General features: G+C 56.7%; 13 protein-coding genes. 3 read left to right on the top strand and 10 right to left on the bottom strand.

Annotation, left to right across the window (positions count from 1 at the left end; translation table 11 throughout):
• Positions 1 to 51 precede the first annotated feature (51 nt).
• The 3 genes from ltrA to GGQ85_RS19820 all read right to left on the bottom strand — a co-directional run bounded on the left by ltrA (position 52) and on the right by GGQ85_RS19820 (position 2,822).
• Complete coding sequence (gene ltrA, locus GGQ85_RS19830) at positions 52 to 1,395, bottom strand: group II intron reverse transcriptase/maturase (protein ID WP_309775956.1); 1,344 nt, start codon at positions 1,393 to 1,395, stop codon at positions 52 to 54.
• A 552-nt stretch (positions 1,396 to 1,947) separates the two neighbouring features.
• Complete coding sequence (locus GGQ85_RS19825) at positions 1,948 to 2,424, bottom strand: DUF2924 domain-containing protein (protein ID WP_309775955.1); 477 nt, start codon at positions 2,422 to 2,424, stop codon at positions 1,948 to 1,950.
• Between the two features lie 2 nt (positions 2,425 to 2,426).
• Positions 2,427 to 2,822, bottom strand: coding sequence for a DUF3489 domain-containing protein (locus GGQ85_RS19820; protein WP_309775954.1), 396 nt, complete (start codon positions 2,820 to 2,822; stop codon positions 2,427 to 2,429).
• A 960-nt stretch (positions 2,823 to 3,782) separates the two neighbouring features.
• Between GGQ85_RS19820 and GGQ85_RS19815 the strand changes: the two genes are divergently transcribed.
• The 3 genes from GGQ85_RS19815 to GGQ85_RS19805 all read left to right on the top strand — a co-directional run bounded on the left by GGQ85_RS19815 (position 3,783) and on the right by GGQ85_RS19805 (position 4,966).
• A complete protein-coding gene (locus tag GGQ85_RS19815; RefSeq protein ID WP_309775953.1) occupies positions 3,783 to 3,983 on the top strand; it encodes a hypothetical protein in 201 nt (66 codons plus the stop codon).
• A 59-nt stretch (positions 3,984 to 4,042) separates the two neighbouring features.
• Positions 4,043 to 4,192 carry a DUF2934 domain-containing protein gene (locus GGQ85_RS19810; RefSeq protein ID WP_141385142.1) on the top strand — a complete coding sequence of 50 codons (150 nt, stop codon included), beginning with the start codon at positions 4,043 to 4,045 and terminating at the stop codon, positions 4,190 to 4,192.
• A gap of 567 nt (positions 4,193 to 4,759) precedes the next feature.
• Positions 4,760 to 4,966, top strand: coding sequence for a hypothetical protein (locus tag GGQ85_RS19805; protein WP_141385145.1), 207 nt, complete (start codon positions 4,760 to 4,762; stop codon positions 4,964 to 4,966).
• Between the two features lie 1,189 nt (positions 4,967 to 6,155).
• On the opposite strand, the gene GGQ85_RS19800 is transcribed toward GGQ85_RS19805, so the two are convergent.
• The 7 genes from GGQ85_RS19800 to GGQ85_RS21005 all read right to left on the bottom strand — a co-directional run bounded on the left by GGQ85_RS19800 (position 6,156) and on the right by GGQ85_RS21005 (position 10,883).
• Positions 6,156 to 6,431: a DUF1488 family protein gene (locus GGQ85_RS19800; protein ID WP_309775952.1), complete on the bottom strand. Its 276-nt coding sequence runs from the start codon at positions 6,429 to 6,431 to the stop codon at positions 6,156 to 6,158.
• 92 nt (positions 6,432 to 6,523) lie between these two features.
• Positions 6,524 to 6,799, bottom strand: a complete 276-nt coding sequence (locus GGQ85_RS19795; protein ID WP_309775951.1) for a hypothetical protein — start codon at positions 6,797 to 6,799, stop codon at positions 6,524 to 6,526.
• A 1,040-nt stretch (positions 6,800 to 7,839) separates the two neighbouring features.
• A complete protein-coding gene (locus GGQ85_RS19790; RefSeq protein WP_309775950.1) occupies positions 7,840 to 8,154 on the bottom strand; it encodes a hypothetical protein in 315 nt (104 codons plus the stop codon).
• A 404-nt stretch (positions 8,155 to 8,558) separates the two neighbouring features.
• Positions 8,559 to 8,684, bottom strand: coding sequence for a hypothetical protein (locus GGQ85_RS19785; RefSeq protein ID WP_274533940.1), 126 nt, complete (start codon positions 8,682 to 8,684; stop codon positions 8,559 to 8,561).
• Between the two features lie 1,222 nt (positions 8,685 to 9,906).
• On the bottom strand, positions 9,907 to 10,269 hold the full coding sequence (locus GGQ85_RS19780) for a DUF768 domain-containing protein (RefSeq protein ID WP_309775065.1): 363 nt from the start codon (positions 10,267 to 10,269) through the stop codon (positions 9,907 to 9,909).
• Positions 10,270 to 10,331: 62 nt separating this feature from the next.
• Positions 10,332 to 10,553 carry a hypothetical protein gene (locus GGQ85_RS19775; RefSeq protein WP_309775949.1) on the bottom strand — a complete coding sequence of 74 codons (222 nt, stop codon included), beginning with the start codon at positions 10,551 to 10,553 and terminating at the stop codon, positions 10,332 to 10,334.
• Positions 10,554 to 10,598: 45 nt separating this feature from the next.
• Positions 10,599 to 10,883, bottom strand: a complete 285-nt coding sequence (locus tag GGQ85_RS21005) for a hypothetical protein (RefSeq protein ID WP_374708934.1) — start codon at positions 10,881 to 10,883, stop codon at positions 10,599 to 10,601.
• Positions 10,884 to 11,484 lie beyond the last annotated feature (601 nt).

Here is an 11,484-nt window from a genome sequence, read left to right as displayed (position 1 = left end):
CAAAGGGATCAACCTAGCCACTGGACGGTTTTTACTCCGCCCGCACCGACATCACGCCGGCGCTCCGTGGCCTACTTTGTCACCGCCACGCACACACGCATAATGATCGATGTGGGCAAACACCTGCTTGGCTCCGTAGCAATGCTGGTAGAAGCGTCCCCAACCGAGCAAGACCGGATTGAGGGCGTCGATGACCTCCTGGAAGGACAGGCGAGAACGCCCTCTGGTGGTGAGCTGCTTGATGCGGTGGTGGAAGTCTTTGACCCGGGCCTTGGGGATTTCGACGCGAGGCCTATAGCCCCACCTGTCATCCCAGCGTAGCCGGACACGATGACCGAGGAACTCAAAGCCCTCGGTGAGCGAGGTGACGTGCGTCTTCTCCGGGGCGAGCGTGAGTTTCATCTCTTCCCGCAGAAAGACAGCCAAGGCTTCCTTTTCGGCACGGGCCTGTTCCTCGGTCCCGTTGACGAGCACCACAAAATCGTCGGCATATCGAATGGGCAAGAACACCACGCGTCCCGCCTTGCGCTCATAGTGGCGGAACTTGCGCAGCTCATTGCCGGGGCGGGCATACGGCTTGCCATCGCGGGTGAGGCGAGGCACGACGTACTTGGCGTACCGACGCTCGATGCCGTCCAACATGACGTTGGCGAGCAAGGGCGAGAGCACGCCACCCTGCGGGGTCCCGGCCTTGGTTCGCACGAGCGAACCTTCGGACAACACGCCCGCTTTCAGGAAGGCTCTGACGAGTCGTGTCACTCTCCGGTCCGAGACACGCCGGCGAAGGCATGTCATGACATGGTGGTGATCGATGTTGTCGAAGCATCCTTTGATGTCCCCTTCAATGACCCATTGATAGGGTGGACGGGGCCAATCGGTTTCGGTCTTCTGCCCGGTCGGTCGGATCGCGTTGCGGATATGCTCCAAAGCATCGCGACAGGCCCGTTTTGGGCGGAAGCCATACGAGACGGTCAGGAACATCGCCTCGAAGATCGGCTCCAGCAGTTGCAGGAGCGCAGCTTGAACGACGCGATCCTGCACTGTCGGCACACCCAGCGGTCGGAATAGGCCCGGCCTTCCGCGTTTCGGAATCATGACGCGTCGTACCGCTTGCGGGCGATAGCTGCCATCCAGCAGTATCGTCCGTGTCGTGGTGAGGAAGCGTTCGACGCCGATGCGCGTCTCGATGTGTTTGACAGTCACCTTGTCCACCCCCGATGAGCGCGCGCCGCGATTGCTCGCGACCCGTCTCCATGCAAGGCGGAGGTTTTGTGGCTGGGTGACCCAGTTCCACATGTCCCGCCAGGCATCGTCAGGGTTGGACCGACTCCACGTGTAGAGTTTGCGTTGAATGTCGAGAAGCCAGACTTTGTCGGCCTGATAAACAGTGTCCACTGCTCATTCCTCCTTCGTCGCAAAACCACCTGGCACCTGATCCCCTTCGCCATGTGGCCGGCTTTCCCGACCTCGGACTACTACGGGATCTCCGCCCCCACGCCCCGCCATCTCCCGACTTCGAAGGGCTAGCCGGCCCGCTACCGACCGGCGGCTGTGCGTGGGCTCCGACGTTCCGATCGATAACCCATGGACCCGTAGATGACCTGCTTTACCCTGGGATGCTCTGTCTGCGAGTGATGACAAGATGCTCGCAGCCATGCCGCTGATACGACATGCCCAGACCGGTTCAGTCAGCCGATCCAGATCACGCACCTTGCTCTCCGCTGTCTCGTTGCGAGAGGTCACGTTTTCAAGTCCGAGGCTTCAGACACAGGCTTCGTATTCCTCATCATAGGTCCTGTGGTAACCCGGCGTGGGCGAGACAGCGCCCTATCCGGATAGTTCAGACCGCTCTGCGCATTTCATCGCGAGTGTCGAATCGCACTCGTAACTTGCGGTCCCCTTTCGACTCTGCTCATCTCAAAGTGAGGCAGCTTTTTTGGCTGCCGGTCATCGATCAGTTGGGCACACACGTTTCTTATTATCGTTGCGCGTACTGGTGCCACTACGTCGCGCAAGCCCAAAGAAGCGGGGGCCGTTCCAGCGGGTACCGGTGATGGCGAAGGCAATCGCCCCGTCCCATAGGAAGCCATCGTGACCGACGATCGCCCGGTGGGTGATGCCGTCCCATTCACGGGACAGGATGGTGCCGGCCTTCAACTCGACCTGTCCGCGGTCGAAGGCCGCGAGCTTGGCCATAACGGAGTCGGGTGTCTCCTTCTCGACCATCCGATCAAGGAACTGGCGAATTGCCGGATTGAGGTCGCCCGACTGATCGGCCTGTCGCCGATAGCTTACGATGGCTGTCTGCAGATGCTTCGGAAGATGCGCCGGCGCGGGCCGGCTTGAGCGACGACCACGAGACTGCGGTGGCCGACCACCGAGATCGCGACGACGCGCGAGCTCGCCCTGCGAGACTTCGGCCATCGTCAGGCCTGCTTCGCTGCAATGACGCGGTAGATGCGCTGATCTGCTTCAAGGCATGAGACCAACTCGAGCCCGAGCTTCTTGCGAACCACGCCGGCCAAAAATCCACGCACGGAATGCTGCTGCCAACCCGACGCTTCCGTTAGTACAGCAATGGTTGCACCAGCCGGGCGCTTCAGAAGATCGAGTAGTTTGGTTTGCTTGTTCGCGCGTTTGTTGGCTTCAGCAGTTACGCTGACCACGCCGCCCGATTGAGCCGAGCTTAAGGGAAGCGTTGGACGTCGTTTCGTCGGTCTCCCCACCGGACGAGACTTTTTTCTTGCTGGTTTCGCCGCAATGCCGGCCTTGGCACGCCCGTTGCGCTTCGATGGCTTCCGATTGCGGGATGACTTCTGCATAGGCCCTCCGAATGATGCGACATCAGCGTCGCACCATCTACGGCCCCGTCAGCGATGTTGCGCTGCGGGGCCGATCCAAAGGCCATCTCACGCCACAGCAATGCTCGCTTCGCCCGACAATGCCAGTCCTTTCTGCAGGAACCTCGAAAATACGGTCGAAGGCCGAAACGCCTCCGGCGCGGCATAAATGTTTCAACCCGCGCATCGCGACGGCCGAGTAGATTTTCAAACTCGCCGGCTCGACCGGCGGGTGGCGGCTGCAGTCTGAGCTCGGCCTCTACTACGATAATCCACTCGCTCTCGTCGTTCACTTTGGTCGGGCCGCATCGAGCTCTCAGGCCGCTGGCGACAAAATGTGAAAGGTCCTGAACCAGATCGATCGCAACCGTGGGATCGAGCGTCGATGATGAGGCGACCTCAGATCTGGAACGATGAGAGCAGCGCCTTCTGAGCCTGACTCGCATAACCTGCTCCGCCAACCGTCATCGCCGACGACCAGATGAATCACCATTATTTCATCTTCCTTAGGGATCTTCGTATCGGGACGATCAGGCGTGTCGATGAGCGGTCCTGGCAAGGTGAAAGGTGGTAGTGGAACGTGAACCCGCCGCTCCCGATCCCGTCATCGCGCAATGGCGACGCCGATAGTTTGGATGAAGCCAAGAGCGAGTTTAAGGAGGCGTGGGAGCGGTTCTAAGCACGCGGAGATGTTCTGTACGCAAGTTCGGCGGCGAATGGATGCATCCCTTGGAAGGCGGCACGGGCGCGCGCTGGGCGCAGTGGAAGAAGGGAAAGGGGCCCGTAGCATTCAAGCGCTTGTGAACTCTCCGTCCACTAGTGCGCATAACTTCCGCTGCCGGATGTGCAATGATGGCTAATCACCGCACGGATCGTGGCTTATATCGGTGATGAGAACGCCGCTCGCGCTCACGCCCTCCTCTCGCGGACAGGAGCAGCGCCATGCAGATCGGGCGTCGTTTCAAGCAGGCCACATCGTTCCAGGACCGTCTTTCAGCCTTCATCTCGGGCGCGCGCTACGAGGCTAACGCTGCGCCGGGCGGCGCGGACGAGTACGAGCTGCGGAAGAAAATCCGGCAGGCCGAGACAGCCGCGAACATCGAGGCGTGGGCGAGCTCGCCCGAACTGCAGCCGCCGAAGTAGGCGCGGCAGCATTCCTAGCGCCGCATCCTCAGGATCCCTCCCATCAAAGAACCAGCAGCATGAAGAACCCCACCAAGGCGCAGGTCCGGCGCCGCTCGTTTGAGCTGTGGCAGCAGGCGGGCTTCCCCGAAGGCAGGGACAACGAGTTCGAACAGCGGGCCTCGCAGGAACTGCGGGCCGAAGAGAAGCAGAGGAGCGATCCGGCATGATTGGCAACTGCCGCGTATGCTGCGGCGTCAGCTGGGTGTGCGAGAGCCATTCCAGCAAGGCTTTTGACTACGAGCTCGGCTGCGCGTGTAGCGAAGGGATGCCGTGCGAGTGCAACGACAGCACCCCTCCTGACACGAGCCAGGTCATCATTATTATCGAAGAAGTGACGGTGCACTGAGAGCCGTCGAGCGATGCATTGTCTCGGAAAATAGCGCGATGCGATGCGACATCACATCTCAGGCATTGTCGCGGCAAAACCCGTTCAAGGGGCTTACAAGGATTGATCAGGCGTACATATTAGCGCGACGGGCCCATTCCCCCCGGAGGGCTCTAGCACGGTCCCGCAGCTTTTTGCCCCCAAAAGCCCCCGCAGGGCCGTGCTCCCCAGGGAGGCCACTGGAACAATCAAATTAAGTCAGAACGATGAATGAAACCTGCCGATCCGCGGCTGACGATTTTGTGCCGGAAGCCGTGCATAAATGGTAGGTTCAGCCATCATCGCCCCTTTCGAGGCATCCGCCGATGACTGAGAGCAGCGCGAGCTCCCGCCTCTTACGGAGCGCACCATGTGCAGCGAATGCGACGAACTGCGCCGAAAGATTGCTGTCAACCGCGGGCTTTCGATAGGACTTGACGACCCGGCTAGCATCAGCCTCAACAAAGCCGAACTTACAGCGCTCGAAGAACAACTGGATGTGCTGCTCGGAGAGCACCTCGAAGCGGCGCGCCCTTCCAGCCAGAAAGCCCTCGATAAAAAACCGATGGTGCAATAACTTTTGGCGAATTGAGCACTAGCCCACTTTTACCTCTGATACCCTCAACCTCTGAAGATCACTGACGCCTGAATTCCAGCCGCCGTTAGAGCGTTTATTTCCAGGTGATTTCACGATCGTGCGGAGCGGGATGAAGAATGTGTCTCGCCGTGATCGAGAAGCATCCGGCGGAGCGTCTGAACGGACTTGGCTTGCAATGGACCGGAGGGCCCGTGACATTGGGCAATCGCTTTGCCGAGATTGGCGTATATGCTCTCTACGGTACTCATGCAGCTTAACCTCTCGCCGCCGTGCTGAACCCGAGGTGTAAGCGCACGATCGACAAATTGCGATGCAATACGCCTAATGCACGCCGGGACGGGCTTACTGCTGCGCTCGTCCAACCGTCAAAAAATCTTCCGTTACAGCGCGTTGAATGCGATGAAGATCGTTGCCCTTATCAGATGGGTCGGGCACGATCTTCCCACGCTAACTGCAGTCTGCTGGGAAAGGCGCAGGATTTTCTCAATGCGAAATAAGCAGGCGGATATGCAGTTAAGATCGAAGAAGTGCAGGATGAGCTAGCTGGTGGCGATTCGGGGCATATCGTCACCCAAAAGTTTGATGAGCTTATCTGATACTGGTTTAACGACAGATCGCGGCTGATATTTTGATGGTGAATCGGACAAAATTATTATTCGAGCCGCTCCAGCTTTTTCTGAAGATGATTTTCAAAACATGACACCGGATGAGGTCGAAGGTCATCGCGCATTGATTGATTCATTGAAAGAACCCCGAAAACGCCATGGGTTCGGACTAGGAGGGAGATGATACCTGTGATTGGCTCTGAATGGATCGCGCGCGATGGTCGTAAGATGCGTGTGGACGAGGTGATAATGCCCGTCGATCCGGACGCGATGCCATGGTGCAAAATGTCAGTATTGAACCCTGGGAAGAGGATGCGTCGCCACACCGAGATGGCGGTGTCAAACTTCGGCAGAGGATCCTACATCGGGTTTCTGAGGCCGCTTCCATGACATCATCCATCTCCAAAATCCTCAACGAACCCCGCCTCGGCTTCGTGAAGGAGCGTGGATAGGTGGGCTAAGAGGGACTAGGATCCCGACCGGCTGCTTTTCGAGCGATGAACCTCACCGTCATTGCCGTCGATAACGTGAAAGCGACTACTGCGTCACACCTCGGCGTCCCGTCAGCGAAAGTCGGTGGTGCGCAGGATGAGACCGGGTGGCTTGCCCTCGAATTCCGACAATTGAAACTTGCGGATCGCGCAAGCCTCGATCCGGTCGCGCAATCGCTCGAACTGAGCAGCGCGCTGGGCAGGCGCAATGCGTCCAGAATTTTCCATGCTGTCGAGCGCGTCGGTGCTGATGGCGCAGGGGATTTCCACCTCGTCGTTCATCATCGAGAACAGCACGACCATCCGATCGTATTCAAACCTATCAAAGGCTCCGCGTGTCAGTGTCATGAGATTGTTTCCTTCACTGTAGCGAGCGCACCTGTTACTTGGCGCCCCGATGTCACGTTCGCCCCGCTGCCGTGATGGGATCCGGTTGACCTTCAGGAGGGATCACAAGCCGCACGCGCATCCCTAAGCTGCGCATTGGACAGATCGACCGAACTAATGGACACCATCTCTATCGCCGCCGTGCACGAGGCAGCGGCCGGCACCATGATCATGGTAGAGACGCGACGATAGCAGGGAAACGACAGTCCTTCGATCAACTCCTCGTCTGTTAAGATTTCATAAGGGCCTGCGGACAACAGGCGATCGATTCCTTGCATCTTGAATGGATGCTTGAAGTAAACTGTCTCTCGGCGCGTTCGTGTGGCCATGATCCGCTCCGCCTGTTCGATGCAACGATCGCGTGGTGTCATCATAGAGGGCTGCGAATCTTAGTCCGCAGTAAACGCTTCCTCGTCAAGCAGCTCGTTCTAAAGAGTCTCCGCCGTCAGTTCACGTCGCTGCTGAATAGGGATGCCTGATAAATCGGCATGCAGATCGTTCAGGCTCGCGTCCCATCATTCGTCACTTCAGGGCTGCGGCCAAATAAACGCTATCGCCCGTTACAAGTGGCAACAAAGTCTGCCGATACAAGGTCTTCATAGCACGATAGCGTGAGTCGAGGCGGAAAGGGTGGATGTTGATAATGTTCAATTGTGGTGCTCGCTCGTGTGCCGCCAGCGGACGAGAGCCCGATCTGCAACCCGGATAGGGGCAACGGAAGCCGCTAGGGGATTGGTGGGCTGGACAATCCACCGCACCCGGATTGGTCGCGCCGGAAAGTAATAGCTCGGGCGGGAGAATTCTTCGGCGCTAGTAGCGGCCAGTTAGCCAAAGCGGCGCAAGCTTGACGGTCCAATGCAATAGATCGCGCCTCCCAAGAACGCTTCCCCGGTCAGTCCCTTCTCTCAGTAACCTAGGAGAAGTACATCGGAACCGAAGAAACCATAAATGATCTGATCGCTAGCGACGTCGACAGAACTTCAGGCACCGAGATAATGGGCAAATGTCACGCGTAAGTCATGGCAACGAGACGATTTAGGTCATTTTTCAGCTGAATATTAGGTCTGATTGGGCGGTCATGACAGCATTGACTTATTGGGGAAACGATCAAACCATCGAAGCGCTCTCGCCACCGAGGGCATAATGACAAGCGCGACGATTAACCAAGTGATGCCGCGTCAGTAGGCGGCTATTCTTATAGTCGTCGACGTGACGAGCGATCGGCGCAGCGCAGCTCGTGTGGCGCATAGGTCGTTCCCATGAGACCTGCGGAGCATGGGTGGTCAGGATGTTATCTCCATCACAGACTTCGCGAACCCTCCTCGCCAAGCCGTATGTTCGGAAGTGCCCTGCAGGTTCGGCGCAGAGATCATTTCTCAAACTCCTTCATGGTGTGTTCGACGAGACGATTTATGTGTGGGATGTCGGTGTGGTCGCCGATTACTTCGAGCCCGGGTTTTTCGGTGTCGTACATTAGAGTGACGATGCCAACGCGCCGTTCTTCGACGTTAAGCGTGAGCGTGTCCATATCGGTATGAAACATCGCTTTGATGATCTCGGCGCTATTTCGTGATCGGCTAACGACCGTTTTATCTCCACTGCTGATGGAGATTTGAAAACCGTCGTTGACGGCGTTGTCAACGAGCGCGTTGGCGATTCTTTCGTGCAGTGATGTCTCATTCATAGAAGCTCTCTTTTCGTTGCCGGTGGCCGGATCAATCTCAGCGCTCGGGCGGCGCGACTTGTTCCGCTATTTTCGCGTTGGCGTGAACGCGGCACCTTGAGGTAGTCATGAGTTATGATTGCGTTACTATCTGCTAAGGATGAGTGAAGTTTGTATCGCCTTCATAATGCGAGATTTCGTAATCCGAAGCGTGCCCGTGAGCAGGCTTACCGATGCCCATAATTCACAGTGAGCGGACAAGAATCATCAGTCATCAATGCCAAAATGACGGAGCCAGGAAATCTTGAAGCCAAGGCAATACGGGCCAGTCTCGAAAGCGAAATGATGTCTAAATTGACATGATAACTTCCCCCGAAAAAGAAAACCCGGCACGCGCCGGGCTCCCTCGCGCCATTCAAGGACAGCTATTTCTGCTTCGGAGCTTCCGGCAAGGGTCTGGTATTGCGCGTGTTGTCCTGAGCGGTAGGTTTGGCCTCGCCCGGAGGTGCAGTGTTCGGGGATTCAGTGGGAGCGATCGGTGTATCGGACATGGTGTTTCCTTCCGGAAACGAACCTAAAACTAATTTTCTAGGTGCTCGCTGGAAGTGGGGCCTGTGACTCTGATCGCAATGGGTGCATGCGAAATAAGAAATATTTGTTCCACCGTACGCTGCCGTTGGCCCGCGATTACAAGGCATTGATACGAGGTTTTACAGCTGACCGGCAGCCCCCAAGCACCGGCATCCAGGTAGGCTTTACGTCGGTAAGGCAATGATCCTGCCTGAGGCGGTGTCTGCGGATGACCCAAGATTCAAAGCACTTCGCGAAAACGAAGATAACTGTCTGCAGCTTGCTGAAAGGGCAGGAAACAAAGCCGATAGCGAATTGACGAAGACTAGGCATCAGTCCGGCACATAATGATATCATCCAAGCGACGGTCATTACAACTTATTCATCAGTTCGGTTACCTGGATATCGCCCGGCGGAACGCAACCGAATTTTACAGCCTCAAGCAACGTCTTCCCTGCCGAGGACGTTGCAACGGTTCGGGCAGCCAGCTTGCCTCCGGTTCAAGAGTTTAAAGTGGAACAACGGCAGGGCTGCCTCAAAAACGCAGTTACCGATGCAAGGCCTCATCGCGCGGTGATAGTGTTCAATAATGTTGCCAGCACAGACTTACACGAGGGCGCTCCGGCACGGATTTCCATGCTGCGCTGATCAGCGTAAGCAACTGACGCGCAGAACGTGGCGTGGGATCTCAGATCATAAGGCGGAGCGGAGCGTACTTGCGCCCGGAGGCCATTTGGAAAGACGTTGGCAGTCGCACCTGAGATCCGTCCGTCGGTGAATTCTCCGACGCGGTGGTGTTGAAAGCGTTCGGCGAGGCTAGCGATCTATCAGCCCTTTCAACTCGGAGCTCGTTCACCAAGCGAAGGCCATTTCTCACGGCTGTTGCAGACTTGTTACCAAGTCACCCATTCGTCGCCCCTCCAATAACCTCGCCCCTCATGTTCGCGGAAGACGACATGCGGGTCGGCGCGCCAACTATCGTCGTGAATGACGATCCTCGCGTCCGGCGGGTAGCTGTACTGATCCGGTGTGTGCCAGCACACGTTTTCCGAACAAACGATTCCCGCCGAAGCGGTCAAGGACGTAAGGACTAGAGCGCCGCCGGTTACGGCAGATAATGCCAGGATAGTTTTGCGCACAGAAGTCATTGGATACCCTTCAGCTGATAAATGCACTGCGCCGAGCCTTTGAGAGATTTTGCGGTTAGCGAGCTTCGAATCTGGACTTGCTGGGCTGCGTCACACTTACAGGATCGGACGCCGGAAAGGAGTCGATCAACCCTTCTTCGAGCTGTTGATCGATACGTCGGATACTTGCTCTATCGATATCCCTCACGCTCATGGCCAAATCGTCGTTTACGCGTTTGATCTGCCAGTGAACGTACTCGATGATATCACCGAACTCAGCCTCGATATCGCTAGCTGATATGCCCTCCGTTTGAGCCATCTCAACGCACTTGCGAGCAAGCGCCCTAGCGAGCCTGGTGTCCCCTTTCGCCTGATAACCCTCGGCACGGATGTGAAATTGAATCCAAAAGTCTACGAATGTACGAACCTTATCGCCCAAAGCGTCCTCCATCCGTTATTAGGCGATCAAGTGTACAGCGAACCGCTGTCGCCTATCTAATGCTAGTCGCCGAGATCTATCTCAAGGATTCCGGCCTCGGGTGATCGAAAACAATAGAAACGCAGCGCGCTGCCATCTGAGGTGGATGGGAACACCACTTGGTCATCACCATTCCAATGGCTCAACTCAGCCACCAAATCATGGACCTTTAGCAGCTTCTCGATGTCTGGTGCGTTCCTGACTGGGGGCACACCGCCGGGGCTAACTTCATTATCGCGATTCATGATCAAACAACTCCGGTAAATTCTCAGCCGTTTAGGACCGTCCGGTTAGCCGGACAAGCCATCGCCTAGCTCGACTACAGCGTCTATTCGCAAGGCTTCTTTCAGATCATCTGGATCAATATCGAACGCCTCGGTCGTTAAACGCGCTCTGCGCGAATCGGTCGCTCTGAAGGACGTCGCTATCCGGCGGAACGCGAGGAACGACAAACCTTGGATTTCCTCCTCGTCGGTTACTACCTCATAGGTACCGGGTGGAAACGGCCGATCGATGCCTTCGATGCAGAAGCTATGTTTGAAAACGACGGAGTCTCTACGGGATGTGACGGCCATAACGCCTCCAATCTCGTTTGCGCTCGAAAGGTTACCTGCGCAACTCTCGATCGCGAGATCCATCCAAGTCACCAGCACCAAATGACGGCGCCCAGAATCACGAGGCCAAAGAAAAGAATAGAGGGGAAGCAATCGGCTGAACCAAACAGTCGCGAATGCTGCCTGAATTGAAAGCCAACCTCCGCTCTCGAACCTTTCGCGAAAGGTGGGTTTGACTTCTATTCCGGACCCTCTCTAGGAAGTAGGGAGTGAACGTCTGATCGCAATGGGGCCGCACGATGATAGGAAATATAGTTCTTGCCACATGCGCGATGTCCGTGGACTATCCCGACGCAGAGGCAACCGGCATCGCCTTAAGCACACCAGAGCGACGCCGAGGTATGCGCAGCCACAGCAGCCATAGTGGATGAGAGAAACTAATCTCTCGGGCTTCGATTGGTAGGTCTGAACGACGTCCCTTCGCCGTGCACCGGGCTAGCGGAGTTCCGGGATACCCGCGTCGATAGCGACTAGCACTACTTTGGCAGATTTATTAGATGGATCGTCTCAACAGGATTCTCGAATCACGTTTTCAATGATTCATGGGTGGTCGGCTTTTTGG

Source organism: Nitrobacter vulgaris (assembly GCF_031453995.1).
Lineage (GTDB): Bacteria > Pseudomonadota > Alphaproteobacteria > Rhizobiales > Xanthobacteraceae > Nitrobacter > Nitrobacter vulgaris.
The sequence above is the reverse complement of the archived record's forward strand: the minus strand, read 5'-3'. Positions and strand labels throughout refer to the sequence as shown.

Coding starts and splice junctions, on each gene's coding strand:
- GGQ85_RS19805 (WP_141385145.1), top strand. CDS start 4,760: ATGTGCAGCGAATGCGACGAACTGCGCCGAAAGATTGCTGTCAACCGC.
- GGQ85_RS19810 (WP_141385142.1), top strand. CDS start 4,043: ATGAAGAACCCCACCAAGGCGCAGGTCCGGCGCCGCTCGTTTGAGCTG.
- GGQ85_RS19775 (WP_309775949.1), bottom strand. CDS start 10,553: ATGAATCGCGATAATGAAGTTAGCCCCGGCGGTGTGCCCCCAGTCAGG.
- GGQ85_RS19815 (WP_309775953.1), top strand. CDS start 3,783: ATGCAGATCGGGCGTCGTTTCAAGCAGGCCACATCGTTCCAGGACCGT.
- GGQ85_RS19795 (WP_309775951.1), bottom strand. CDS start 6,799: ATGGCCACACGAACGCGCCGAGAGACAGTTTACTTCAAGCATCCATTC.
- GGQ85_RS19790 (WP_309775950.1), bottom strand. CDS start 8,154: ATGAATGAGACATCACTGCACGAAAGAATCGCCAACGCGCTCGTTGAC.
- GGQ85_RS19785 (WP_274533940.1), bottom strand. CDS start 8,684: ATGTCCGATACACCGATCGCTCCCACTGAATCCCCGAACACTGCACCT.
- GGQ85_RS19825 (WP_309775955.1), bottom strand. CDS start 2,424: ATGGCCGAAGTCTCGCAGGGCGAGCTCGCGCGTCGTCGCGATCTCGGT.
- GGQ85_RS21005 (WP_374708934.1), bottom strand. CDS start 10,883: ATGGCCGTCACATCCCGTAGAGACTCCGTCGTTTTCAAACATAGCTTC.
- GGQ85_RS19800 (WP_309775952.1), bottom strand. CDS start 6,431: ATGACACTGACACGCGGAGCCTTTGATAGGTTTGAATACGATCGGATG.
- GGQ85_RS19820 (WP_309775954.1), bottom strand. CDS start 2,822: ATGCAGAAGTCATCCCGCAATCGGAAGCCATCGAAGCGCAACGGGCGT.